The 24,025-nt window shown below is 70.2% G+C and carries 19 protein-coding genes; 13 read left to right on the plus strand and 6 right to left on the minus strand.

What is annotated here, in order from left to right; translation table 11 throughout:
- Positions 1–23: 23 nt before the first annotated feature.
- Together glgX and OHU89_RS05820 are read right to left on the minus strand one after the other, a co-directional pair.
- Entirely contained in the window at positions 24–2,141 is a 2,118-nt protein-coding gene (glgX, locus tag OHU89_RS05815) for a glycogen debranching protein GlgX (protein WP_405654336.1), read from the minus strand.
- A 26-nt stretch (positions 2,142–2,167) separates the two neighbouring features.
- Complete coding sequence (locus tag OHU89_RS05820; RefSeq protein WP_266896948.1) at positions 2,168–2,653, minus strand: pep a2; 486 nt, start codon at positions 2,651–2,653, stop codon at positions 2,168–2,170.
- 226 nt (positions 2,654–2,879) lie between these two features.
- Here OHU89_RS05820 and OHU89_RS05825 point away from each other — a divergent pair, with 226 nt between their 5' ends.
- The 10 genes from OHU89_RS05825 to OHU89_RS05870 all read left to right on the plus strand — a co-directional run bounded on the left by OHU89_RS05825 (position 2,880) and on the right by OHU89_RS05870 (position 18,091).
- Complete coding sequence (locus OHU89_RS05825; protein ID WP_405640453.1) at positions 2,880–3,179, plus strand: DUF5133 domain-containing protein; 300 nt, start codon at positions 2,880–2,882, stop codon at positions 3,177–3,179.
- Between the two features lie 71 nt (positions 3,180–3,250).
- Complete coding sequence (locus OHU89_RS05830) at positions 3,251–5,230, plus strand: alpha-1,4-glucan--maltose-1-phosphate maltosyltransferase (protein WP_405640456.1); 1,980 nt, start codon at positions 3,251–3,253, stop codon at positions 5,228–5,230.
- On the plus strand, positions 5,227–6,945 hold the full coding sequence (gene treS, locus OHU89_RS05835; protein ID WP_405640459.1) for a maltose alpha-D-glucosyltransferase: 1,719 nt from the start codon (positions 5,227–5,229) through the stop codon (positions 6,943–6,945). Before OHU89_RS05830 ends, treS begins: the two co-directional genes overlap by 4 nt.
- A gap of 28 nt (positions 6,946–6,973) precedes the next feature.
- Positions 6,974–8,332, plus strand: a complete 1,359-nt coding sequence (locus OHU89_RS05840) for a maltokinase N-terminal cap-like domain-containing protein (protein WP_405640461.1) — start codon at positions 6,974–6,976, stop codon at positions 8,330–8,332.
- A gap of 4 nt (positions 8,333–8,336) precedes the next feature.
- Positions 8,337–10,544, plus strand: coding sequence for a 1,4-alpha-glucan branching enzyme (glgB, locus tag OHU89_RS05845; RefSeq protein WP_405640464.1), 2,208 nt, complete (start codon positions 8,337–8,339; stop codon positions 10,542–10,544).
- Between the two features lie 63 nt (positions 10,545–10,607).
- Entirely contained in the window at positions 10,608–11,693 is a 1,086-nt protein-coding gene (locus OHU89_RS05850) for a glutamate--cysteine ligase (protein WP_405640467.1), read from the plus strand.
- 153 nt (positions 11,694–11,846) lie between these two features.
- Complete coding sequence (locus OHU89_RS05855) at positions 11,847–13,751, plus strand: AMP-dependent synthetase/ligase (RefSeq protein WP_405640470.1); 1,905 nt, start codon at positions 11,847–11,849, stop codon at positions 13,749–13,751.
- A gap of 114 nt (positions 13,752–13,865) precedes the next feature.
- Entirely contained in the window at positions 13,866–14,270 is a 405-nt protein-coding gene (locus OHU89_RS05860) for an ATP-binding protein (RefSeq protein ID WP_405640473.1), read from the plus strand.
- 220 nt (positions 14,271–14,490) lie between these two features.
- Positions 14,491–15,834: an NAD(P)/FAD-dependent oxidoreductase gene (locus OHU89_RS05865; RefSeq protein WP_405654338.1), complete on the plus strand. Its 1,344-nt coding sequence runs from the start codon at positions 14,491–14,493 to the stop codon at positions 15,832–15,834.
- Between the two features lie 10 nt (positions 15,835–15,844).
- Positions 15,845–18,091 (plus strand): FUSC family protein, encoded by a 2,247-nt coding sequence (locus OHU89_RS05870; RefSeq protein ID WP_405640475.1) that lies wholly within the window; start codon positions 15,845–15,847, stop codon positions 18,089–18,091.
- A gap of 12 nt (positions 18,092–18,103) precedes the next feature.
- On the opposite strand, the gene OHU89_RS05875 is transcribed toward OHU89_RS05870, so the two are convergent.
- From OHU89_RS05875 to OHU89_RS05890, 4 genes are all read right to left on the minus strand, one after another.
- A complete protein-coding gene (locus OHU89_RS05875; protein WP_405640478.1) occupies positions 18,104–18,949 on the minus strand; it encodes a DUF1206 domain-containing protein in 846 nt (281 codons plus the stop codon).
- A 54-nt stretch (positions 18,950–19,003) separates the two neighbouring features.
- Positions 19,004–19,855, minus strand: coding sequence for an ANTAR domain-containing protein (locus OHU89_RS05880; RefSeq protein WP_405640481.1), 852 nt, complete (start codon positions 19,853–19,855; stop codon positions 19,004–19,006).
- Positions 19,856–19,913: 58 nt separating this feature from the next.
- Entirely contained in the window at positions 19,914–20,741 is an 828-nt protein-coding gene (locus tag OHU89_RS05885; RefSeq protein ID WP_405640484.1) for a SigB/SigF/SigG family RNA polymerase sigma factor, read from the minus strand.
- Positions 20,742–20,930: 189 nt separating this feature from the next.
- Positions 20,931–21,350 carry an ATP-binding protein gene (locus tag OHU89_RS05890; RefSeq protein WP_267017534.1) on the minus strand — a complete coding sequence of 140 codons (420 nt, stop codon included), beginning with the start codon at positions 21,348–21,350 and terminating at the stop codon, positions 20,931–20,933.
- 193 nt (positions 21,351–21,543) lie between these two features.
- Here OHU89_RS05890 and OHU89_RS05895 point away from each other — a divergent pair, with 193 nt between their 5' ends.
- The 3 genes from OHU89_RS05895 (at position 21,544) to OHU89_RS05905 (ending at position 24,022) form a co-directional block, all read left to right on the plus strand.
- A complete protein-coding gene (locus tag OHU89_RS05895; RefSeq protein WP_405640489.1) occupies positions 21,544–21,777 on the plus strand; it encodes a hypothetical protein in 234 nt (77 codons plus the stop codon).
- 29 nt (positions 21,778–21,806) lie between these two features.
- Complete coding sequence (locus OHU89_RS05900) at positions 21,807–23,294, plus strand: aminotransferase class I/II-fold pyridoxal phosphate-dependent enzyme (protein ID WP_405640492.1); 1,488 nt, start codon at positions 21,807–21,809, stop codon at positions 23,292–23,294.
- Between the two features lie 275 nt (positions 23,295–23,569).
- The gene (locus OHU89_RS05905) at positions 23,570–24,022 is read left to right on the plus strand and encodes a cyclic nucleotide-binding domain-containing protein (protein ID WP_405640494.1); all 453 of its coding nucleotides are present in this window, start codon (positions 23,570–23,572) and stop codon (positions 24,020–24,022) included.
- Positions 24,023–24,025 lie beyond the last annotated feature (3 nt).

Here is a 24,025-nt window from a genome sequence, read left to right on the forward strand (position 1 = left end):
CACCTTCCTACTGGTTCCTACCCCTACTGGCCTGCGGCGGGCCGCGGCGGGTTCGCCGGGGGCCGTGACAGCAGGACCAGGCTGCGGGGCTCGACCGTCAGAGTCGAGTCCGCCTTGTGTTCCGTCTCGTCGGGGGCCGCCTTCGGCTCCGCGGTGTCGATCAGGGTCATCCAGCGCTCGCCGTACGCCGGTTCCGGCAGCCGGAAGACGACCGGCTCCCAGTAGCCGTTGAGCAGGAGCAGGAAGGAGTCGTCCAGCACGGGCCGGCCGCAGGGGTCCGGTTCGGCGATGGCGTCACCGTTCAGGAAGACCCCGACGGAGTGCGCGTCGGAGCGCAGCCAGTCCCCGTCGGTCATCTCGCGCGCGTCCGGCGCGAACCACACGAGGTCGGACAGCGGCTGACCCGCGTACGTCACGGTCTCCCCGCGGAAGAAGCGCCGGCGGCGCAGCACGGGGTGGGCGGCGCGCAGTCCGATGACGTACCGGGTGAAGTCGGCGAGGTCGCGCTGCTCGCCGGTCAGCCGCCAGTCGATCCAGGAGACGTCGTTGTCCTGGCAGTAGGCGTTGTTGTTGCCGCGCTGGGTGCGGCCGAGTTCGTCACCGTGACAGAGCATGGGGATGCCCTGCGAGAGCAGGAGCGTGGCCAGGAAGTTGCGCTGCTGGCGGGCGCGCAGCTCCAGCACGGACGCGTCGTCGGTCTCGCCCTCCGCACCGCAGTTCCAGGACCGGTTGTCCCTCTCGCCGTCCCGGTTGCCCTCGCCGTTGGCCTCGTTGTGCTTGTCGTTGTACGAGACGAGGTCGCGCAGGGTGAAGCCGTCGTGCGCGGTCACGAAGTTCACGCTGGCCCGCGGTCGGCGCCGGCTGTGCTGGTAGAGGTCGGAGGAGCCGGTCAGCCGGGAGGCGAAGTCGCCGAGCGTGTGTTCGCCGCCGCGCCAGAAGTCCCGCACGGTGTCCCGGTACTTGCCGTTCCACTCCGACCACAGGGGCGGGAAGTTGCCCACCTGGTAGCCGCCCTCGCCCACGTCCCACGGTTCCGCGATCAGCTTGACGCGGCTGATCACCGGGTCCTGCTGGATCAGGTCGAAGAACGCCGAGAGCCGGTCCACCTCGTGGAACTGCCGGGCCAGTGTGGCCGCGAGGTCGAAGCGAAAGCCGTCGACGTGCATCTCGGTGACCCAGTAACGCAGCGAGTCCATGATCAGCTGGAGCACGTAGGGGTGCCGCATCAGCAGGCTGTTCCCGGTGCCGGTGGTGTCGTAGTAGTGCCCCCAGTCACCGTCCACCAGCCGGTAGTAGGAGGCGTTGTCGATGCCTCGGAAGGAGAGCGTCGGCCCCCTCTCGTTGCCCTCGGCGGTGTGGTTGTAGACGACGTCCAGGATCACTTCGAGGCCGGCCGCGTGCAGTGTCCGCACCATCGACTTGAACTCGTTGACCTGCTGACCGCGGGTGCCCCGGGCGGCATAGGCGTTGTGCGGGGCGAAGAAGCCGATCGTGTTGTAGCCCCAGTAGTTGGACAGGCCGCGGCCCTGCAGCACACCGTCCTGCACGAACTGGTGCACCGGCATCAGCTCGACGGCCGTCACACCGAGGGACGTCAGATGCTCGACGACCGCGGGGTGGGCCAACCCGGCGTAGGTGCCGCGGAGTTCGGCCGGGACGTCGGGATGGGTGCGGGTCAGACCGCGGACGTGGGCCTCGTAGATGACGGTGTCGGCGTAGGAGCGTCGGGGCGGGCGGTCCTCGCCCCAGTCGAAGAACGGGTCGGTGACCACACCGAGCATGGTGTGTCCGGCGCTGTCGGCGGCCGGGTCGTACAGCGCGGGATGATCGTCCACCTGCCCGTCCACCGCCCGGCTGTACGGATCGAGCAGCAGCTTCGCCGGGTTGCAGCGGTGGCCGAGCTCCGGGTGCCAGGGCCCGTGCACGCGATAGCCGTAGCGCTGCCCCGGCCCGATCCCGGGCAGGTAGCAGTGCCATACGAAGCCGTCGACCTCGGCAAGGGGAACGCTGCGATGGCTGCCGTCGTCCTCGACGAGGACGAGTTCGACGCACTCGGCGACCTCGCTGAACAGCGCGAAGTTGGTGCCCTGCCCGTCGAAGGCGGCACCCAACGGGTAGGGGTGCCCGCTCCAGACGGGCACCCCTGCCTTGCGACGGCGCTCTGCGGTCACCGGGCGTCCTCCAGCACGCCGCCCACGACCGGCTCCTCGCGGGGCACCTGAAGCACCTCGCGCACGCTCGGCACCGGCGCCGTCGGCACCAGCGGCACACGTCCGCCGGCCCTGGCGCGCTGCGAGAACCAGATGACCTTGCTGCCGGTGTCCGTGGCGCAGCACCCCCAGCCGTCGCTCATCGCGGCGATGTGCTCCAGACATCCGCGCAGATCCTGGTCCGGGCGCAGATCGCGGTCGTTGTCGCCGACGGCCGTGATGAGGTGCTGGCCGTTCCACCACATCTCGATCGAGGTGAACTTGTCGGTCGCGTGCTCGTCGATGGCCTTCAGCAGCAGTTCGGCACCGCGGCAGACAGGCTCGACCAGGATGTCGAGGTCCCAGTACCGGAGGTGAGCGGCCAGAATCCGGCTGACCTGGCCGACCCGTTCCGGGGTGACTTCCACATCGAGGTGGTAGTAGCGGGGCACTGCGGTCTTCATCGTCGTTGGCTCCTCACCGGCGAAGCTCCAGCTCCTCCTCGTCCCGGCGGGACAAGCCCCGAACGCGGAGCGTGAGCAGTGATCGCTTCTGAGTCACCTCAACTGTGGGAGTGCTACGCCATTCGTGCAACACGAGCGACCACCGAGATGGTTGAAGACCCAACAAGACGCTGCGTCGTCGCCCGTGCACCATGAGTGAAACTCTCCATGGAAGGTGAACGGCGCCATGCTGCTACCGGCCAAGGCCGAAGTCGCCCGGCAACTGCGGCGTTACCGGGCCCGGGAACGCGTGATGCTGGCTTCCCCCGCCGATCGCGGGGCGCGGGCATCCTTCGAGGACTCGGGCTACACCCTCTGCGTCCTCATGGGGAAGCGCTGTGCGCGGGAGGCCGCGGACGCCGCGGAACGCTATCTGCGGACGAACCCCGTCTCCTATCTCAGCGAGCAGGACGAGCAGGTGTGCACGACCGCCTCGGCCAGGCGGGGTCCGCCGGTGAGGCTCCTGCGTACCCCCGCGGGGAGGTAGTCCCTTCCGGCGCAGCTTCGATCCCCGGCCGGGCCACGGGCCCGGCCTCGAGCACGGCGGAGGTGAGCCCCATGAGTGCCAGCACCACCATCGGCCGCATCCCGGTACGGGACGTCCAGCCGCTCGTCGACGGCGGCCGGAGTCCGGCCAAGGCGGTCGTCGGGGAAACGTTCCAGGTGACCGCCACGGTGTTCCGCGAGGGCCATGACGCGGTCGCCGCCAACGTCGTGCTCACCGATCCCGAGGGCAGCCCGGGTCCCTGGACGCCGATGCGTGAACTGGCTCCCGGCAGCGACCGCTGGGGCGCCGATGTCACCCCCGACGCCCTGGGCCACTGGACTTTTCACGTGGAGGCCTGGAGCGACCCGATCGCCACCTGGCGCCACAACGCCGGCATCAAGATCCCGGCCGGCATCGACGTCGGCCTGGTGCTGGAAGAGGGCGCCGACCTCTACTTCCGGGCGGCGGCCGGGGTGCCGGACGAAGCGGGACGCGGACTGGTGCTGGCCGCCGCGGAGGCGCTGCGCGGGGATTCGCTGTCGATCTCGGCGCGGCTGGCGGGGGCGTTGACGCCTGAAGTGGACGCGGTGCTGGCGCGGTATCCGCTACGGGATCTGGTGACGGTCTCGGAGGTGCTGCCGCTGCTGGTGGAGCGGGAGCGGGCGCTGTACGGGGCCTGGTACGAGTTCTTCCCGCGGTCCGAGGGCACGCCGGAGCACCCGCACGGCACTTTCCGGACGGCCGCGCGGCGGTTCGGGGCGATCGCGGCGATGGGGTTCGATGTCGTGTATCTGCCGCCGATCCATCCGATCGGGTCGACCTTCCGCAAGGGCCCGAACAACACCCTGTCGGCCGCTTCGGAGGACGTCGGGGTGCCGTGGGCGATCGGCTCTCCGGAGGGCGGGCACGACGCGATCCATCCGGATCTGGGGACGATCGAGGACTTCGACCGGTTCGTGTCCGAGGCCCGCAGGCACGATCTTGAGATCGCTCTGGACTTCGCCCTGCAGTGTTCCCCCGACCATCCGTGGGTGCAGAAGCATCCGGAGTGGTTCCACCACCGCCCGGACGGCACCATCGCCTACGCGGAGAACCCGCCGAAGAAGTACCAGGACATCTACCCGATCGCCTTCGACGCCGACATGGACGGCCTGATCGCGGAGACGCTGCGGGTGCTGCGGTACTGGATGGACCACGGCGTGCGGATCTTCCGGGTCGACAACCCGCACACCAAACCGGTCGTCTTCTGGCAGCGGGTGATCGCGGACATCAACGCCGGCGACCCGGACGTGATCTTCCTGGCCGAGGCGTTCACCCGCCCGGCCATGATGCACGCCCTGGGACAGATCGGCTTCCAGCAGTCCTACACCTACTTCACCTGGCGCAACACCAAGGAAGAACTCACCGAGTACCTCACCGAGCTGTCCGGTGAGGCGGCCGCCTACATGCGGCCCAACTTCTTCGCCAACACCCCCGACATCCTGCACGCCTACCTCCAGCAGGGCGGCCGGCCCGCCTTCGAGATCCGCGCGGTCCTGGCCGCCACCCTCTCCCCCACCTGGGGCATCTACAGCGGCTACGAACTGTGCGAGAACACCCCCCTGCGCACCGGCAGCGAGGAATACCTCGACTCGGAGAAGTACCAACTCCGCCACCGCGACTGGGAGACAGCCGACAGCATCACCCCCCTGATCACACGGTTGAACACGATCCGTCGGGGCCACCCGGCCCTGCAGCAGCTCAGGAACATCCACTTCCACCACACCGACAACGACGCGGTGATCGCGTACAGCAAGCGCACCGGCCCGGACGCGGTTCTGGTGGTCGTCAACCTCGACCCTCATCACACCCAGGAGGCCACGGTCTCGTTGGACATGCCGCAACTCGGCCTGGACGGGAACCCGTCCATGTCCGTGCACGACGAACTGACGGGTGAGACCTACCGCTGGGGCCGGACCAACTATGTGCGCCTCGAACCCGGTCGGGCGCCCGCGCACGTGCTCCATGTCCAGCCATCGGCATCCGAGACCGGAGGGGCAAGAGCGTCATGACCGTCAACGAGCCCGTCCACGACACCTTCGAGGACACTCCCGCGAAGGACCGGGACCCCGACTGGTTCAAGCGTGCCGTCTTCTACGAGGTGCTCGTCCGCTCCTTCCAGGACAGCAACGGCGACGGCGTCGGCGACCTCAAGGGCCTCACCGCCAAACTCGACTACCTGCAATGGCTGGGCGTCGACTGCCTGTGGCTGCCGCCCTTCTTCAAGTCCCCCTTGCGTGACGGCGGATACGACGTCTCCGACTACACCGCCGTCCTGCCCGAGTTCGGCGACCTCGCCGACTTCGTGGAATTCGTCGACGCCGCCCACCAGCGCGGCATGCGCGTCATCATCGACTTCGTCATGAACCACACCAGCGACCAGCACCCGTGGTTCCAGGAGTCCCGCAAGGACCCCGACGGCCCCTACGGCGACTACTACATGTGGGCCGACGACGACAAGCAATACGCCGACGCCCGCATCATCTTCGTCGACGCCGAAGCCTCCAACTGGACCTACGACCCGGTGCGTAAGCAGTACTTCTTCCACCGCTTCTTCTCCCACCAGCCGGACCTCAACTACGAGAACCCGGCGGTCCAGGAGGAAATCCTGGCCGCCCTTCGCTTCTGGCTGGACCTGGGAATCGACGGCTTCCGCCTCGACGCCGTCCCCTATCTGTACGCGGCCGAGGGCACGAACTGCGAGAACCTCCCCGCCAGCCATGACTTCCTCAAGCGGGTGCGCCGCGAGATCGACCTGATGTACCCGGACACGGTGCTGCTGGCGGAGGCCAACCAGTGGCCCGAGGACGTCGTCGACTACTTCGGCGACTACCAGTCCGGCGGCGACGAATGCCACATGGCCTTCCACTTCCCCGTCATGCCCCGCATCTTCATGGCCGTGCGCCGGGAATCGCGCTACCCCGTCTCGGAAATCCTCGCCAAGACCCCCGCCATCCCGTCCAGCTGCCAGTGGGGCATCTTCCTGCGCAACCACGACGAGCTGACCCTGGAGATGGTCACCGACGAGGAACGCGACTACATGTGGGCCGAATACGCCAAAGACCCCCGCATGCGCGCCAACATCGGCATCAGGCGGCGGCTCGCCACCCTGCTCGACAACGACCGCAACCAGATCGAGCTGTTCACCGCACTCCTGCTCTCCCTGCCCGGCTCGCCGATCCTCTACTACGGCGACGAGATCGGCATGGGCGACAACATCTGGCTCGGCGACCGCGACGCCGTCCGCACCCCCATGCAGTGGACACCCGACCGCAACGCAGGATTTTCGTCCTGCGACCCCGGACGGCTCTATCTGCCGACCATCATGGACCCGGTCTACGGCTACCAGGTCACCAACGTCGAGGCGTCCATGTCGTCGCCCTCCTCGCTGCTGCACTGGACCCGCCGCATGATCGAGATCCGCAAACAGAACCCCGCCTTCGGCCTCGGCTCCTACACCGAACTCCAGTCGTCCAACCCCGCCGTCATCGCGTTCCTGCGCGAGTACGAGGACGACCTCGTCCTGTGCGTGCACAACTTCTCCCGCTTCGCACAGCCCACCGAACTCGATCTCCGTGCTTTCGACGGACGCCACCCCGTGGAACTCATCGGCGGGGTGCGGTTCCCCGCCATCGGTGAACTGCCGTACCTGCTGACGCTGGCAGGGCACGGCTTCTACTGGTTCCGGCTCTCCCGAGTCGCATCCCGCATCGGCCGCCGACCTTGAACGTCCGCCGGTGAAAGGAGGCGTCACCATGCCGAAGACCGCATTCCCCCACCCGGGCAGCACGACCGCCCCCGGGCCCATGGCCTCGCTCGCCGGGCTGCTGCGCGAGTGGCTGCCCCGGCAGCGCTGGTTCGCGGGCAAGGACCGGCCCGTCTCGGACCTCTCGCTGCTGTCCATGACGGAGCTGTTCCCGGGCTGTCTGCACCTGCTGGTGCAGACCGGACACGCGGCCGTCCCCGGTGGCGGCACCGCCGCGACCGGCGACTGCTACCAGTTGCTGCTCGGCGTACGCAAGCACCTGTCGCCGCGTCTCGGCCGGGCCCTCATCGGGCGGGCGGAGGAAGGGCCGCTGGCCGGTCTGACGGTCTACGACGCGCTCCAGGACTCGCGGGTCGCGCAGCTGCTCCTGGAGCGGCTGCGGCACCCCGGCACGGCGGGCCCCCTGTGTTTCGAGGCCGACCCGTCCGCGTCCGTGCCCGCGGGGCTCGTGCCGCGCATGCTGGACGCCGAGCAGTCCAACACCTCGCTGGTGTACGGGGACTCGTTCATCCTCAAGGTCTTCCGGCGTATCCAGCCCGGCGTCAACCCCGACCTGGAGGTGCCGGGCGCACTGGCCGGGCAGGGGTGCCGTCGGGTGCCCGCGCCGGTCGCCTGGTTCCGCACGACGCAGCCGCAGGAGGCGACGCTCGGCGTGCTCCAGCCCTTCCTGCCCGATGCGTCCGACGGCTGGACACTGGCTCTGCAGTCCCTTGCCTCCGGCGACGACTTCACGGCGAAGGCCCACGAGCTGGGACGGGCCACGGCGGAGGTGCACCTCGCGCTGGCCTCGGCCTTCCCGGCCCTGGCACACGCCGAGAACGCCCGGACGGCGGCCGCGATGACCGAGCGGCTCGACGCCGCCGCGCACTGCGTACCCGCGCTCCAGCCGTACGTCCCCGCGCTGCAGACCGCGTTCGCCGCCCTCATCACCTGTGATCCCGGTCCGCCCGCCCAGCGCATCCACGGTGATCTGCACCTGGGGCAGGTGCTGCGGGCCGGCCGCGAGTGGTTCGTGATCGACTTCGAGGGTGAGCCGTCCCGTCCCCTCGCCGAGCGCCGCAGCACCCACTCCCCCGTGCGGGACATCGCCGGCATGCTGCGCTCCTTCGACTACGCCGCCCGCCAGCGCCGCCCCTGGCGTCCGGAGTGGGCGCGCCGCTGCCGTGAGGCCTACTGCGCGGGGTATGCCTCGCTCGCCGGGTGGGACCCGCGCAAGAAGCACGGCCTGCTGCGCGCCTACGAGACGGACCGCGCCGTGTACGAAGTCCTGTACGAGGCCCGGCACCGCCCCGACTGGCTGCCCGTGCCGATGGCGGCGATCGAACGTCTCGCCGTGAGAGGAGCCTGAAGCCATGGCACTGCGCGACACCACACCTCCCGAGGCCGGCGGTCCACTCCCCTGCCGTGCCGCACCTCCCCTGGACCCCGCCGACCGCACGCGGTTGCTGTCGGGCGCCCATCACGACCCGCACTCCGTGCTCGGCGCCCACCCGGTGCCGGGCGGGATCGCCTTCCGGACGCTGCGTCCCTTCGCCCGTGCCGTGAACGTGGTCGTCGAGGGCGAGCGCAGCAGACTCTCGTCCGAGGGCGACGGCCTCTTCTCCGGCGTACTCCCGCTGGAGGCGATTCCCCCGTACACCCTGCTGGTCTCCTACGAGGACGACGACGAGCAGGAGGTGCACGACCCGTACCACTTCCTGCCCGCCCTCGGTGACGTCGACCTGCATCTCATCCGTGAGGGCCGGCACGAGGAGCTGTGGAAGGCGCTCGGTGCCGAGCCCATGACCCACGAGGGTGTGACCGGCACCCGCTTCACGGTGTGGGCGCCCAACGCGCAGGGTGTGCGGGTCGCCGGGGAGTTCACCTGCTGGGACGGGACGGCGTTCCCGATGCGGTCCCTCGGCGCGTCCGGGGTGTGGGAGCTGTTCCTGCCGGGCATCGGCGAGGGCGCACGGTACAAGTTCGAGATCACGTCCCGCTCCGGCGACCGCTTCCTCAAGGCCGACCCGATGGCACGCCGTACCGAGGTACCGCCCGCGACGGCGTCCGTGGTGACGGCCTCCCGCTACGAGTGGGGCGACCAGGAGTGGCTGGCGCGGCGCGGGGACGTGCCGGTCCACGAGGCTCCCTTCTCGGTGTACGAGGTCCATCTGCCCTCCTGGCGAATGGGACTGACGTACCGTCAACTCGCTGAACAGCTCCCGGCGTACGTCAAGGACCTCGGCTTCACCCACGTCGAGCTCATGCCGGTCGCCGAGCACCCCTTCGGCGGCTCCTGGGGCTACCAGGTCACCGGGTTCTACGCGCCGACCTCGCGGCTGGGCTCGCCGGACGACTTCCGGTATCTGGTGGACGCCCTGCACCGGGCCGGTCTCGGCGTGATCATGGACTGGGTTCCGGCTCATTTCCCCAAGGACGACTGGGCGTTGGGGCGGTTCGACGGGGAGCCGTTGTACGAGCCGGGAGACTGGCGGCGGGCCGAGCATCCGGACTGGGGGACGTACGAGTTCGACTTCGGTCGGGTGGAGGTGCGCAACTTCCTGGTCGCCAACGCCGTCTACTGGTGCGAGGAGTTCCACATCGACGGGCTGCGGGTGGACGCGGTCGCCTCGATGCTCTACCTCGACTACTCGCGCGACTCCGGTCAGTGGACGCCCAATGTGTTCGGCGGGCGCGAGGATCTGGACGCGATGGCGTTCCTCCAGGAGATGAACGCGACGGTGTACCGGCGGGTGCCGGGGGTCATGACGATCGCCGAGGAGTCCACCGCATGGGGCGGGGTGACGCGGCCCACGGAGAGCGGTGGTCTGGGTTTCGGTCTGAAGTGGAACATGGGCTGGATGCACGACTCCCTGGGCTATATCCAGCACGAGCCGGTCCACCGCAAGTACCACCACCACGAGATGACCTTCTCCATGGTGTACGCCTACAGCGAGAACTTCGTCCTGCCGATCTCCCACGACGAGGTCGTCCACGGCAAGCAGTCGCTGGTGTCGAAGATGCCCGGCGACTGGTGGCAGCAACGCGCCACCCACCGCGCCTACCTCGGCTTCATGTGGGCCCACCCGGGCAAACAACTCCTCTTCATGGGCCAGGAGTTCGCCCAAGGTGCGGAGTGGTCGGAGGCCGACGGCCCGGACTGGTGGCTCCTCGACCCCGACTACGGCGCCGAGCCCGATCACCGCGGGGTGCGGGACCTGGTCCGCGACCTCAATACCGTCTACCGTGCGACGCCCGCTCTGTGGCAGCGGGACACGGAGCCCGACGGCTTCCGGTGGATCGTGGGAGACGCGGCCGACGACAACGTCTTCGCCTTCCTGCGCCTCGACGCCGAAGGAACCCCCCTCCTCGCCGTCTCGAACTTCTCCCCCGTCGTCCGCCACGACTACCAGCTGGGCATCCCGGGGGACGTCCCCGCCTGGCAGGAGGTCCTCAACACCGACGCGGAACGCTACGGCGGCGGTGCCGTCACCACCTGTCCCGACCCGGTGAAACCGGAGGACGGTGTCGTACGGCTCACGCTGCCGCCGCTGGCAACCGTGTGGCTGTCGCCCGTGTGATCAGTCGTCTCCTGGGCAGTCGGGGCGTACGACCTCGTTGTGGCGGCAGAAGGGCGGCTTCACGTGCGCACCGTCGGAGTGGAGGAGGAACTCCTCCTGGTCGCCCCGGAGACCGGCGAACCACGAGCGCTGTCGGCCGCGGTGCTCGCCCGTGCCGCGCACGACGGCCCGAACGGTGGCGTCTTCGAGAAGGAGCTCCACAACCAGATGCTCGAGTTCGCCACCCATCCCCAGTCGGAGATGGCGGAACTCGCCGCGGAGATCGTCCGCTGTCGCAAGGAGGCGGCCCGGCACGCCGGGGAGATCGGCTGTGCCGTCGCCGCGCTCGCGTCGTCGCCGCTGCCGGTCAGCCCCTCGGTCGGCGTGGGGCGCCGCTATCAGTGGATGGCGGAGCAGTACGGCATCACCAGCAACGATCTCGTCCTGGGATGTCATGTCCATGTATCCGTCGAGTCCGATGACGAGGGCGTCGGTGCGATCGACCAGATGCAGCCCTGGCTGCCGGTGCTGGCGGCGCTGAGTGCCAACTCCCCGTTCTGGCAGGGTGAGGACACGCGGTACAGCAGTTATCGCAGTCGGGTGTGGCAGCGGTGGCCGTCGACCGGTCCGACCGAGGTGTTCGGCTCGGCCGAGTGCTATCACCGGCGGGTGGCGGACATGGTGGCGACCGGTGTCATCCTCGACGAGGCCATGGTCTACTTCGACGCGCGGCTGTCCCGGCGGTATCCGACGGTGGAGCTCCGGGTCGCGGACGTCTGTCTGCACGCGTCCACCGCCGCGCTCATCGCCACCCTCGCCCGCGGCCTCGTCGAGACATCGGCGCGTGAGTGGCGCGCGGGCCGAAGGCCGTCGGGACACAGTGTGAGCCTGCTGCGGCTGGCCGCCTGGCGGGCCGCCCGGTCGGGCCTGACGGAGGAGCTGCTGCATCCGGCGACCATGCGACGGCTGCCCGCGGAGACGGTCGTACGGGCACTTCTCGACCACGTCGGCGACGCACTGGCCGAGACCGGCGACCTCGAGCGGGCGCAGGAAGGCTGTGCCGAGTTGTTGCGGCGCGGGAACGGCGCGCGCGTCCAGCGGGAGCTGCTGGCGCGGACCGGGAGCCTGCGGGAGGTCGTCACGGAGTGCGTGCGCCACACGCAGGAGTAGAACGGTCTCCGGGTACCGGCCTCTCCGAGATCATCACGTCGGACCTAGTTGTCGAATACCTGCATCGAACGCGCTCACCTCGGCTAGATTCGGGCACCGCCGATAACAGTTCTCATCGGTGGAGTCACACCCCGTACACATCAGGAGCAGCGCATGCGCGACCTCGCCCTCGCTCCCCCGTCCGTCTCGCCGCTGACGGGCGGACTCGCCGACACAGTCTTCGAGACGGCCGCCCGCAACCCCACCCAGCCGATGCTCGCGCGCCGCCCCGACCCCTCCGCCACGACCTGGGAGGAGGTGACCGCCGTGGAGGTGCGGGACGAAGTCGTCGACCTCGCCAAGGGCCTGGTCGCCTCCGGGATCGCCCCCGGAAACCGCGTGGCGATCATGGCGCGCACCCGGTACGAGTGGACGGTTCTCAGCCATGCGCTGTGGGCCGTCGGCGCCGAGGTCGTGCCCATCTATCCCACGTCGTCACGCGATCAGGTCGCCTGGATCCTGCAGGACGCGGACTGTGTCGGTGTGATCGTCGAGGACGAGCAGAGCGTGATGACGGTCGGCTCGGTGTGCGCTTCGCTGCCGCGGCTGCGCCACGTCTGGCAGTTGGACGACGGGTCACTGGAACAGCTCGTGAAGCGGGGCGAGTTCATCCCGTTCACCACGGTCGAGTCGCTGCGTCGCATCGTGATGCCGGACTCCACCGCGGCCGTCGTCTACACCTCCGGCACCACGGGTCGGCCGCTGGGCTGCGCGGTGAGCCACCGAGGTCTGGCGAGCGCCTGCGACATCCTGCTGGAGGGGTGGGGCCACACGGTCGTGCCGCCGGGCGGGCAGGGCTCGGTCCTCGCCTTCCTGCCCTTCTCCCATGTGTACGGCCTGCTGGTGCAGAGCCTGTGCATCCGCGGCAGTCTGGTGATGGCCCACGAGCCCGATCTGAGCTCCGAGACATTGTCGGCGTCCCTGCTCTCGTTCCGGCCCACCTACTTCTGCGGCGTGCCCTCGCTCTTCGAGAAGATCTACAAGAACTTTCTGCGGATGGCCCAACAGGCGGGCCGCGGCGCCCTGTTCGAGCGGGCCGCGGAGACGGCACGGGACTTCGCGGCGGCCGTCGAACGCCATCGGCTGGGACTGGGACCGGGTCCCGGCCTGGATCTGCGGCTCCAGCACGCGCTGTACGAGCGGACGGTGTACCGCAGGCTGCGGGCCGCGCTGGGGGGCCGCGTGCTCCGCGCGGCCTCGGGCGGGTCACCGCTGGGCCGCGAACTCTGTCTGTTCTACGAGGGCATCGGCCTCTACGTGAACGACGCCTACGGGCTGACGGAGACGAGCGGCGGCATCACGGCACAGCCCGTGGGCCGGGAGAAGTCGGGCACGGTCGGCCGGGCCCTGCCGGGCACGGACATCCGGCTGGCCGAAGACGGGGAGATCCTGGTGCACGGTCCTTCGGTGTTCCAGGGATACGTCAACGACGAGGCGGCCACCCGGGCCGCGCTGGGCAGCGGATGGCTGGCCACGGGCGACCTCGGGCAGCTGGACCCCGAGGGGTATCTCACGATCACCGGCCGCAAGAAGGACGTCATCATCACCAGTGGCGGCAAGAGCGTGGCTCCGGCCTTCCTGGAGCAGCGGCTGCGTATGCATCCGCTCATCCATCAGGCGGTCCTCGTGGGTGACAACCGGCCCTGTGTGGGTGCCTTGATCACACTGGACCCGGAGTTCCTCGCCCACTGGCGCGGCGGACTCGCGCTGCCGGGTGACGCACCGAGCCGGGAGGCGCGCGAGGAGAACGCGCTGCGGGAGGAGATCGGGCGCGCGGTGGCCGCGGCGAACAGTTCCGTCTCCCGTTCGGAGTCCATCCGTGTGTTCCGGGTTCTGCCGGAACCCTTCGACCGCACCAGCACGCTGCTCACACCGTCGATGAAGCTGCGCCGGGACGCGATCGTCGAGCACTACGCGTTCGAGATCGACGCGATGTACCAGGCACGCTCGCCCGCCCCGCGACAGCAGATGACCGAGGAGGTCACGGGCTGGGACGACTCGGACAACGTGTTCCGGTGACCCGGTTTCGGGTCCCGGGAGTCCGATTGACCTCAGCGCCCCCGGGAACTCGCAGAAGTGGCGCCCACGAAGAGCGCCGTAAGCACTGGCACACGAACCAGGCAGGAAGCACCATTGGCCTCCGTGGAGATCCCGAGTCGCACCACGAGCTTTGCGGGCGAGCCGCAGAGCGTCACGGCTGCGCGGATCGCCGCGGACGAGTTCCTGTACGGGCTCGCACAAGCCTCGCCACCCGCGACGCCCGAGCACTGGGACGACATCCTGCTCGTCGTCACGGAGCTGGCCGCCAACGCAGTCCAGTACGCCCCGGGCCGTTTCGACCTGTCCATGCGCCGCACCTTCGACGGCGTCCATGTGACCCTCCACGACACGAATCCCACCCCGCCGGCCCCGCGTTCCTTTCACCCGAGCACCGGCGGTGGCGGTGTCGGCTGGCATCTGATCCACGCCCTGTGCGACCAGGTGAGCGTGGTAACGGAGAGCAGCAGCAAGGACGTGCACGTGTTTCTGCCCTGGTGAGACACACGACATTCACTCCCAGCCGGTGCGCGGGCGCACCCTGACGGGCATGGTGGTGCACGACGCGTTCGTCTGCCTGCCGCACCCGGCTGGCGGAACGGCTTGAGGCACGGTGAGATCGATGTTGCGAAGCGGAGATCCAGGGCAGGCGAACGGCGTCCGACTCGGACCGCCGGAGCCGCAGAAGGGAAGAAAGACCGTGACACGACCCAGGATCCTGGTGGTTGGCGCAGGCTTCGCCGGCGTGGAATGCGTGCGCCGGCTGGAACGCAAACTCGCCCGCGACGAGGCCGACGTCACGTTGGTGACGCCGTTCGCCTACCAGCTCTATCTTCCTCTGCTCCCCCAGGTCGCCTCCGGGGTACTGACCCCGCAGTCGATCGCCGTCTCCCTGCGCCGCAGCAAGAAGTACCGCACCAAGATCATCCCGGGCGGTGCCATCGGCGTGGACCTCAAGTCCAAGGTCTGCGTCATCCGCACCATCACCGACGAGATCGTCGACGAGCCGTACGACTACATCGTGCTGGCCCCCGGCAGCATCACCCGCACCTTCGACATCCCCGGCCTCACCGACCACGCGTTCGGCATGAAGACCCTCGCCGAGGCCGCCTACGTCCGTGACCACGTCATCGCGCAGCTCGACCTCGCCGATGCGAGCGACGACGAGGCCGAACGTGCCTCGCGGCTGCAGTTCGTGGTCGTCGGCGGCGGCTACGCGGGCACCGAGACCGCGGCCTGTCTGCAGAAGCTCACCCACGCCGCCGTCAAGCGTTACCCGCGCATCGACCCGGGGCTCATCAAGTGGCACCTGATCGACATCGCGCCGAAGCTGATGCCCGAGCTGGGCGACAAGCTGGGCAGCTCCGCGCAGCGCATCCTCACCAAGCGCGGCATCGAGATCTCGCTGGGCACGTCCATCGCCAAGGCGGGCCCGGAGGAGGTCACCTTCACCGACGGCCGGGTGGTCCCCACCCGCACCCTGATCTGGACCGCCGGCGTGGTCGCGAGCCCGCTCATCGCGACGCTCGGCGCGGAGACGGTCCGAGGGAGGCTCGCGGTCACCGCCGACATGAACCTGCCGGGCCACGACGGGGTGTTCGCGCTCGGTGACTCCGCCGCTGTGCCCGACAAGGCCAAGGACGAGGAGGGCGCGATCTGCCCGCCCACGGCCCAGCACGCGATGCGGCAGGGCAAGCACGTCGCCGACAACGTCATCGCCACCCTGCGGGGGCAGTCGACGACGCCGTACAGCCACAAGGACCTCGGACTCGTCGTCGACCTCGGCGGCACGGACGCCGTGTCCAAGCCGCTCGGCATCGAACTGCGCGGCCTGCCCGCCCAGTTCGCGGCCCGCGGCTACCACTGGGCGGCGCTGCGCACCAACGTCGCCAAGGTGCGCGTCGCGACCAACTGGACGCTCAACGCCCTCGCGGGCGACGACTTCGTGCGCACCGGCTTCCAGGCCCGCAAGGCCGCCAAGCTCCACGACTTCGAGTACACCAACTCGTATCTGACGCCGGAGCAGGTCCAGGCGCATGTCGAGGGGTCGGACCGTCAGGAGTAGTCCGCCCGGGGTGCGGGAGGTACATCGTCCGGGGCGGGCGCGGCTGCGGGATGTGGTGGCCGCGTCCGACCCCGGACTGCTGCGGCTGGCGGCCGGGCTGCGGACGGTGGGCGCCATCGCGCTCGCGCTGGCCGTGCTCGGGCTGTTGCGGGCCGAGGTGTCCCATCTGGTGGCGGGGGCGATCGCGGCCATGGTCGCCACCTTCGCCATCCGGGAGAAACAGCGCGCCCGGCAGGCCGTCACCCTCGCGCTGGGCCTTCCGGTGGCGCTGGCCGCCGTCACCCTCGCCGCCCTGCTGCGCTCCCATGTGGTGGCCGGTGACCTGTTCTTCGTTGCGTTGATCTTCTGCGCCGTCTACGGGCGCCGGTACGGCGACCGGGGCACCGCGCTCGGACTGATCGGGTTCCAGGTCTACTTCGCCTCCCTGTTCGTCGGCGCGACCGTCTCCGCGCTGCCACAGCTCTACGGCACTCTCGTCGTCGCCTTCCTGGCCAGTGCCGTCGCGCGCTTCGCGCTCGTGCCCGAGACGCCCGCGGGGATGCTGGAGCGGCTGCGGGAAGCCTTCCGGGCCCGGCTGGCCCAGCTGGTGGCGACGCAGCTGGAACTGCTGGACGCGGCGGGGCCGGAGGAGGTGGAGAAGGCCCTGGAGCATGTGCGCGACGGCACGGCCCGGCTGCACGAGACGGCACTGATGATCCAGGGCCGGCTGGAGGAGGGGACCGCCGACGCGGCGGTGGCGCGGCTCGTGCAGCGGCGCGTCGCGGACGCCGAGGTCGCCGCCGAGCGGCTCGGCCTGTTGCTGCTGACCGCGCGCAGCGCGGAGCGGGCGGACACACTGACCCTGCATCTGCCGGGTGCGCCCGTTCCGCGGGCCGGGAGGCTGCCCGTACGGGAAGAGGCGAAGGAAACCGTGCGGCGCGACCTGGAGGCGCTGCGGCTGCTCGTCCTGCGGCCGGTCTCCACACAGCCCGGCACGGGACTCTCGCATGTGCGCAACCGGCTGCTGGGCTACCGGGACGAGGAGAACCTGCCGGCCGCACCACCGGCCGTCCAGGACGTCTTCCGGGGCATCGGTGAGGCGGCCCGCGCGGTGCTGGGGCTGCGGATCGCTCTCGACGGGCCGCAGGACGAGTCCGACGACAGTCCGGCCACCACCCGCTCGCGCGAGGAACTGGACGCCGAGGACGCGGCCATCGACGCCGGTGAGGAGCCTGCCGAGGAGGCGCCGGCGGGGTTGCGGCGGCCCACGACACGGGCGGCCGTGCAGGTCGCGGTGGGGTCGTCGCTGGCCATCGTGGGCGGTGAGCTGCTGTCCAGTCAGCGCTGGTACTGGGCGGTGCTGACCTGCTGGATCGTGTTCATCAACACCGCCTCCACGGGCGAGATCCTGGTCAAGGGCTACCGGCGGCTCCTGGGCACCGTGCTCGGGGTGGTGGCCGGCATCGGGCTGGCGGGGCTGGTCGGCCACCACACCTGGACGGCGTTCGCGGTGGTGCTGGTCTGCGTCTTTTTAATGTTCTATACAGCGCCCCTGTCGTACACGCTGATGTCGTTCTTCGTCACCGCCGCGCTGGGCGTGCTGTACACCCTGTTGCACACGTACAGCCTGTCGGTGCTGGTGCTGCGGGTGGAGGAGACGGCGCTCGGCGCGGCCTGCGGGGTCCTCGCGGCGGCGCTGGTGCTGCCGGTGCGCACGGACCGCCGTACGAACGACCTTCTGGTCGAGGTGCTGGACCGGCTCGCGGACGTCACCGAGACGGCGGTGGACCAGCTCAGCGGCGGGCCTCCGGCCGAGCTCCTCGACAAGGCCCGTGACCTGGACCAGGCGCTGGCCGACCTGCGGGCCGCCACCCAGCCGCTCACCCACCCCGTCACCCCGCTGCGGGCCCGGCGGGACACCGCGCGGTACGTCGTCGCGCTGCTGGAGACCTGTGCGTATCACGCGCGTTCCCTGGCCGCGACGGCCGAGCTGTTGCCCACGCACCCGTCGATCGCGGCGGATCCCCGGCTCCGTGGGGCGGGGCGGCGCATCCTGAGCAACATCGGTGCGACCGCGGCACACGTGGCGGACGAGCGGTCCACCGACGAGGTCGAGACGGGGCCGAGCATCGCCTCCATGCTGGAGTCCGCCGTCCCCGGGTCTCCGCGCTTCGGCCGGGTCACCGACCGGGTGCTGCGGCATCTCCAGCGGCTGGACGAGGGTGTGGTGGGGCTGGCCCGGCCGCTGCGGGTACCGGTGGCGCGGCCGAAGGGCTGACGCCGGGGCGGCTCACACCCTGCGCCAGCGTGCCATCGCGAAGGAGAACAGGCCGAACAGCACCAGGCCGACCGCCACCAGGGCCAGCAGCCAGGGGCCGAGCGGGGTCTCGGCGAAGGAGCGGAGCGTGTCGTCCAGGCCCTTCGCCTTGTCGGGTTCGTAGTCGACGGCGGCCCGTACGGCGAAGGCACCGGCGGCCGCGAACACCAGCCCGCGGGCCGCGCCGCCGCCCACCCCGGTCACGTCCACCAGCCGCCGCATCCGCGGCGACATCTCGCCGAGCTTGAACTTGTCGCGGTAGGAGCGCATGACGGCCCGGGCCGCGAGCCACACACCGGCGACGGCGATCCCCGCGCCGGCCACACCGACGATCCACTGCCCGGCGGGCATGTCCAGCACCTTCGCCGTGACGTCCTTGGACTGCTTGTCGCCCGATCCGCTGCCACCGCCGCTCGACCCCGAGCCCACCGTGAACGACAGCACGGAGTAGGCGACGAACGCGTAGAACACGAACCGGGCCAGCGCCAGCAGGCGCTTCTTCGCCTTGCGTCCGTCCGGGCCGACCGAGCCGAACAGCACCTCCGACAGCCGCCACAGCGCCATGCAGACCAGACCGATGGCGAGGGCCCACAGCAGGACGGCACCGAAGGGCTTGTCCGACAGCTCGGCGAGCGCGCCGCCGCGGTCCGCCTGGCGTTTCCCGTCGCCGAAGGCGATCTGCAGGGCCAGCAGGCCGACCAGCAGATAGATCACGCCGCGTGCGGCGAGTCCCGCCCGGGCTGCACCCTCCGTCGCAGAACGGCGGGTCGAACGCCGGACCCCGATCCGGCCGGTCCGTGCGGTGACAGTCGGGTTCATCTGGACCTCCCGCACTCCGAATGCCCCGGTCACGGCCATGCACACCCCACGGGCCTACGGCTGGGCGCTTCCGTTGCCCAGGGCGTGCAGGTACTCCAGGGCGTCCAGGACCACCGTGCGCTCGTGCCAGGCGATCCATCGGCCGGCCTGCGCGCCCACCACTTCCAGCACCTTGAGCTGCGCCGCAGTCAGGTCCCCGATGGTGTGGTCGAGGTGGGCCGAGACCATGCCCACACAGATGCCGGACGAGTTGGTCAGCGGCACGCTGTGACAGGCCAGGCTGCCCTCCGCGAGGATCGCCTCGCGGGCGGATGTGGCGAAGACCGGATCCGTCTCGACGTCGTGCACGGTGACCTGGGCGACGTCGCGTGCGGCCTGCGCACAGGCCGTGCCGTGCTCGCCGACATGGCCGAAGAAGTCGACGAAGTCCGCTGTGTGTCCGGTGTGCGCCTCGATGCGCAGGCCGCCCCTGACCCGGTCGACGAGCTGGACGTTCCCCATGTCCGTGCCGACCACGGCGAGCGTCTGGCTCAGTACGGCCTTCAGGACGGCGCTGCGGTTGCCGGGCCCGACCTGCCGTGCCGCCGGGAAGTTCAAGGGTGGCTGTGCGAGCCGGGCGCGCCGCGGGAACCACAGCGCTTCCCGGGCGTCCGGGCGCGGGGCGGACAGCAGGATCTCGGCCAGGGTGCGCATCTTGACGTTGTAGCGCTGGGACGCCAGCCGCATCAGCGTGAACGCCCTGTCCGCGTCGGACAGGGCATACCGCTCACGCAGCATGCCCTGTGCCTCCGCGATCAGGGCGTGGGCGCGGGCCCGGGCGCGCAGATCGCGCACCTCGGCCCGCAACCGTCGGTACTCGTCGTGGTCCGCTCCGTCGTCTGCGGCTGTCTGTCCGGGGACTGTCATAGGGCTCCTCAGTTCCTGTTCGCCGGAACAGACACGTGCCCGGATACGACCCGGTCACTCAGGCGCCGGCGCGTTCTCCCAGCGCCTCGGCGCGCACACGGGCGCAACTGCGGCTGATGAGACGGGAGACGTGCATCTGGGAGATGCCGAGCTGGTCGGCGATGCGGCTCTGTGTCATGTCCTCGAAGAAGCGCATGTAGAGGATGGCGCGATCACGTTCGGGCAGCCGGCGCAGACCCGCCTTGGCGGATTCCCGGTCCACCACGGTGTCGTACGAGGCATCGGCCGTGCCCAGGGTGTCGACGAGGCTGTATCCGTCCTCGTCGGAGGAGAGTTCGGCGTCCAGGGACAGCGTGCTGAAGCTCTCCAGCGCCTCCAGTCCCGTGGCGACCTCGTCCTCGGTCAGGCCCGTGTGGGCGGCGAGGTCGGCGACAGCGGGTTCGGCACTGCCCGGCGTCTGGGTCAGCTCGCGGCGGGCGACCCGCACCTTGTTGCGGAGTTCCTGCACCCGGCGGGGCACCCGCAGGGCCCACATGCGGTCGCGGAAGTGGCGCTTGACCTCGCCCGTGATGGTCGGCACCGCGTAGCTCTCGAAGGCGCCGCGCTCCGGGTCGAAGCGGTCGACCGCCTTCACCAGACCCAGGGCCGCCACCTGTCGCAGGTCCTCGATGGACTCGCCGCGCTCGCGGAAACGGCCGGCGATGCGGTGGGCCATGGGCAGCCAGGCGGTGACGAGTTCGTCGCGTACGGCCTCCCGCTCGGAGCCTTCCTCCAGGACGGCCAGGCGGGCGAAGAGCCCCGCGGTGTCGGGAGCGTCGTCGTGGCGCCGTCGGGCGGCCGTGGTGGTGGGGGCGTCGGGACGGCTTGTCGACATGTCGATTGGCATGCGGAATCGCTCCTGAACGGTGGTTTCAGGGAATTGCCGCGGGAACGGGCCGCCGACCGGACACCGGACGTGGGCCTTGCAGCAGCCATGTCGCTCCCGCTGACGCGCCTCCGGTCCGAAGCACGAAACTGCGTCTGCCCTCACCCCGGGGGACCAAACTCCGCTTCACCCCGGAAGATCGGCCGACTGTCAGGACAGGGGCACGACCGCGGTGATGCACTTGCCTCCGGAGGGCAGGTCGGTGACCCGTACATCGCGTGCCAGTCGGCACACGATGGGCCAGCCGAGCCCGCCGATTCGGCGGCGCCCGTGCGGGTCGAAGGGTTCCGCGGCCACGGGGAGCGCGTCGCTGCGGTCGCTCACCGAGACCCGTACGCCGGGCTCGCCCACATCGACGCGGAAGTCGGTGACTCCGCCGCCGTGCAGGATCGCGTTGGTGGTGAGCTCCGAGGCGACGAGCAGGGCGTCTCCCAGGGCTTCGCGGTCACAGCTCGTGTGGGTGACGCGGCAGCGTTCGGCCACGGCACGCTCGACGGCGCGGCGCGCTTCTGCCGGTTGGCACGGTCGTCGGCGCCGCTCGACAGATTCGGTCCTGTGCTTCTCGCACATCCCGGGGCTCCCTGAATCGGTGGGGGGCAGACCAGGGCGCTCGCGGACAACACGGCATTCCCGTCTGGCGGCAGCGGATCCGTCACACTCCGCGAGCACCGCAGGTCTCTATCCCTTCGGCTCACCTCTCGGAGCCGCATCAAACCTCGTGGACACGGGCCATCCGAAGTCATATGCGGGGTACCCGGGTGTCATGACGGATGTCGTGGATGCGGATGAACTTTTGCGGCGCATGCAGCGTGCCCGGGCCTGTGCCCTGGAGGAGGAGCGTGCCTGGCGGTCCCGCAGCGACGCCCTGCGGCCGAGCGACCCGGAGGGCTCGCGCGACGCGGCCGTGCGGACGCTGGCCTACGAGGCGGTGCTCAGGGTGCTGGACGAGATCCTGACGCCGGGCAGGCAGCCCGGGACGGCCGAGCGCTCCGATTGACGGCCGCGGTCCCGGGAACCCGGCTCGCCATGACTGTGGATCACACCAGGGCACCGGTGCTCGAAGCGCTGGACGACTACCACCGCCAGGGCCGGCTTTCCTTCACCCCGCCCGGACACAAACAGGCCCGGGGCGCCGATCCGGCGGTGCGGGAGGTCCTGGGCGACGCGGTGTTCCTCGGTGACGTCCTGGCGTCGGGCGGTCTCGACGACCGGCTGACCCGGGGCCGGGTGCTGGAGCGCGCCGAGGAGCTGATGGCCGACGCCGTGCACGCGGAGCACACGTTCTTCACCACGTGCGGCAGCTCCCTTTCGGTCAAGGCGGCGATGCTGGCCGTGGCGGGACCGCACGAGAAGCTGCTGATCGGGCGGGACGGGCACAAGTCGGTCGTCTCCGGGTTGATCCTCTCGGGCATCGAGCCCGTGTGGGTCGAGCCGCGCTGGGACGCCGAGCGGCACCTGGCGCATCCGCCGTCCGCCGCCGAGTTCGACAAGGCGTTCACCGACCATCCCGACGCGAAGGGCGCCCTGGTCACCAGCCCGACCCCGTACGGCAGTTGCGCCGACCTGGGGTCCGTCGCCGAGGTGTGCCACCGGTACGGGCGCCCGCTGATCGTGGACGAGGCCTGGGGTGCGCATCTGCCCTTCCACCCCGATCTGCCGTCTTGGGCGATGGACGCGGGCGCCGACATCTGTGTGACCAGCATCCACAAGATGGGCAGCGGCCTCGAACAGGGCTCGGTCTTCCATCTGCGGGGCGATCACGTGCCGCCCGAACTGCTGCGGCTGCGCGCGGATCTGCTGGGCACCACCAGCCCGTCGGTGCTGATCTACGCCGGACTCGACGGCTGGCGACGGCAGATGGCCCTGCGCGGCAAGGAACTCATGGGTGCCGCACTGGATCTCGCCGCAGAGGTCCGGGCCGCCGTGGAGGAGATCGAGGGGCTGCACGTCGAGGACCGGGACGACTTCTGCGGTCCCGGACTCGCGGACGACTTCGACCCGCTCCCCGTCGTCATCGACCTCGACGGCCTCGGTATCACCGGATTCCAGGCGGCGGACTGGCTGCGTGCGCACCGGCAGATCGACGCGCACCTCACCGACCACCGCCGGATCGGCACGCAGATCACCCACGGCGACGACGAGCGCACGGCCCACCAACTCCTCGCCGCGCTGCGGGACCTGGCACGGGCCGCGCCCGAGCTGCCCCCGGCTCCCCGGGTGGAGGTGCCGCCGCCGTCCGAGCTGCGGATGGCACAGGCCGTCCTGCCGCGCGACGCGTTCTTCGGCCCCACCGAGGATGTGCCGGTACGGGAGGCTGCCGGGCGGGTCGCGGCGGAGATGGTCACGCCGTACCCGCCCGGGATCCCGGCCGTCCTGCCCGGTGAGCGGCTCACCGAGCCCGTGGTGCGCTATCTGACGACCGGACTGGCCGCGGGGATGAACCTGCCCGACCCGAGCGACCCCGGCCTGGAGACGATCAGGGTGCTGGCGGCGGACCGGGCTGACACGGAGTGAAACGGGTCACGTGCCCGGCTTTCGTATACGCAAAATGCTCCGAGATGGTTTACGGTTCATTCATAGGTCGTCATGGAGTCGACGGTATACGTCCTTCATAGATCACCTCTCATACGGCCCTGGCTGGCCTCCCCCGTCCAGCCAGGGCTTTTTTCATGCCCGCGTGACGACAGCACCGGAAGTGCACGCCGCCGAGGTGCCCTGGTCGTCCGCAGCAGCTGAAATGGGCGTAGGGAAAGCACCGGAACCGAACCGTCGGCGAGGAGCCCCGCGTCATGACCAAAGCGACGAAACTGCTGACCGCCCTGCCCCCGCCCCAGCGGGCCCGCCTGATGGCCCTGGCCCAGGAGGTCTCCTTCGCCGAGGACACCCGGATCTTCGAGCCAGGGGGGACGGCCGACCGCTTCTGGGTCATCCGCTCGGGCGCGGTCTCCCTCGACCAGGAGGTGACGTCCCTGCAACGGGTGACCGTGGCCAGTCTCGGCTCGGGCGATCTGCTCGGCTGGTCGTGGCTGTTCCCGCCGCACCAGTGGGACTTCGGCGCGGTGGCCTTCAGCCCCGTGCGGGCCTACGAGTTCGACGCGGCGGCGGTGCTCGGTCTGTGCGAGGAGGATCCCCAGCTCGGGATGATCCTGGTGCGCAGCGTCGCCGAGATCCTGGCGTACCGGCTGGAGACGACCCGGGGCAAGCTGCTGGAGCAGTACTCGATCTCCCGGCGCGCCCGCTGACGG

The sequence above is a fragment of the Streptomyces sp. NBC_00019 genome (assembly GCF_045041015.1).
In the GTDB taxonomy this organism is placed as follows: Bacteria; Actinomycetota; Actinomycetes; order Streptomycetales; family Streptomycetaceae; genus Streptomyces.